Consider the following 1865-nt stretch of genomic DNA (forward strand, 5'->3'; position numbering starts at 1 on the left):
GACGCGCGCGAGCTGGAGGCGGCGCTGTGCGCGCAGCCCGGCATCCTGGAGACGATGCGCGCGTCGAAGAAAGTGGACTTGCTGGTGAACGAGCGCTTCGATTTCGTCGAGGCGAAGGCGGTGCTCGACGACGTGGTGGAACGTCTGGGTCTCGAGGGCGCTGAGCCGGCTCAGGACCTGTCGCCCCACTACTTCGGCGGCCCGTCGCCCGACTGCCACGACTTGCAGGTGCCCGAAGGCCACGACGGCGAATGCGGCGGACGCTGCATCGGCATGGTGGGCGGCGCGCTGGTGTTCCAGCAGGAGGGCACGAACTACGTCGTGTCAGTCAAAGAGTGGGAGTCGCACGAGGTCGAGCTGCTGCTGGACGAAGTGGTGTGCACGTACGACTTCGCGCCCCAACAGTTCTCCTTGTTCTAAGGCGGGGTGGGCGAGGGCGTGCGCCTTCGCCCCGACGGCGGCATCGCGTGTGCGGTATCGACCGAAATGCCGCAGATCCGGCTTCCCTCGACTTCCTTGCCTTTTCTACGGGCAGGCTTCATTGCGGCTTCGGAATCGCTGCTTTTCAGGAACGGCACGGATGGTCGGTTCGATCTGCTGCAAAAACGGGTTTTTGGCGGCAAGGGGAACGAACGCTCCCGGCGGAAATCTTGCGACCAGGTGTTTTTCAGACTTCCCCGTGTTCGAGGGCTTTCGGTGGCGCTGAAGCCGCGAAATTGCTGCCAAGAACCCGTTTTTGCAGCAGATAGCTCAGTCCAAAGCGTACATCCGTCGCTTGATGCGGACGGCGTTTTTCCGCGTGCGGGGAATCGATAGGATGCAGCGTCCTTTTCTTCGGCTAAACATTCTTTCCTCGAGGTGCGGCGAGCCGTGATCGCGCTCCTTCTATGACGTAAAATAAAGCGGTTGTCCGAAACGTTCTGCAAACGGCTTGCTTTACTACTCTACTGTGATAAAGTACTACCAGCAAACGAACGGCGTGCGCGGCCGCGTGCGAACCGGCGAAACGATGCAGCGAAGGAAGAGAACCATGGATTACGTGACACCGGCAGGGTTCAGAGACGTGCTATCCGACGAGGCGTGCATGCGCGAGCGCATCGCTCGCGACGTGCAGGCATGCTTCGCGGCGCGCGGCTACCTGCCCATCGAGACGCCGACGCTGGAGGTCATGGACGTCATGCGCGCGGGCGGCCGTATGCCCGGCTCTCCCTTCAAGTTCTTCGACGCGAGCGGCGACCTTCTGGCCATGCGCCCCGACGTGACGCTGCAGGTGGCGCGCATGTGCGCGACGCGCCTCGCGGGCCAGCCGGGGCCGTTCCGCTTCCGTTACATGCAGCGCGTGTTCCGCGAGGCCGAAGGGCGCATGCAGGCGCAGGCGCGCGAGATGACGCAGATCGGCGTGGAATGCATCGGCGAGGCCGGGCCGCAAGCCGACGCGGAGGTGGTGGAGCTCATGGCGGAGGCGCTGGAGCTCGCGGGCGCGCGCGGCTGCAAGCTGGCCCTGGCCACGGTGGGCGTGCTGCGCGCGCTGCTGGCGGCCAGCGGGGCGTCCGCGCAGTGGACCGAGCGGGTGCTGGCGGCGTTCCACGCCTCGAACTTCGTGGAGGTCGACCGGCTCACGGGTGAGGCGGCGGCCGTGCCGCCCGTGTTCGCCGCGGCCATCCGCGCGCTGCCGCGCATCCGCGGCGGGCGCAAGGCGGTGGAGGAGGTGCGCGCGCTCGTGGCGCCCCTGGGGTGCGAGGACGGCCTCGACGACTTTGCCCGCACCTGCGACCTGCTGGCCGAGGCGGGCTTGGCCGACCGCATCCTCGTGGACTTCTCGGTGATGAGCTCGTTCGATTACTACACCGGCATCGTGTTCGAGG

The 1865-nt window shown here is 66.1% G+C and carries 2 protein-coding genes and 1 pseudogene; 2 read left to right on the forward strand and 1 reads right to left on the reverse strand.

The features are described 5' to 3' along the window. Window positions 1-420, forward strand: a pseudogene (locus ACMO6A_RS10280) (DUF2797 domain-containing protein); the annotation flags it as partial. On the opposite strand, the gene ACMO6A_RS10285 reads toward ACMO6A_RS10280, so the two are convergent. Continuing rightward, window positions 417-926: a hypothetical protein gene (locus tag ACMO6A_RS10285; protein ID WP_139019518.1), complete on the reverse strand. Its 510-nt coding sequence runs from the start codon at window positions 924-926 to the stop codon at window positions 417-419. The pseudogene ACMO6A_RS10280 and the gene ACMO6A_RS10285 overlap by 4 nt on opposite strands. A gap of 104 nt (window positions 927-1030) precedes the next feature. On the opposite strand from ACMO6A_RS10285, the gene ACMO6A_RS10290 reads away from it, so the two are divergent. Beyond that, window positions 1031-1865: ATP phosphoribosyltransferase regulatory subunit (locus tag ACMO6A_RS10290; protein ID WP_418471205.1), on the forward strand; the 835-nt coding region annotated here is incomplete at its 3' end.

The organism is Eggerthella sp. (assembly GCF_048329335.1).
GTDB classification, from domain to species: domain Bacteria; phylum Actinomycetota; class Coriobacteriia; order Coriobacteriales; family Eggerthellaceae; genus Eggerthella; species Eggerthella lenta.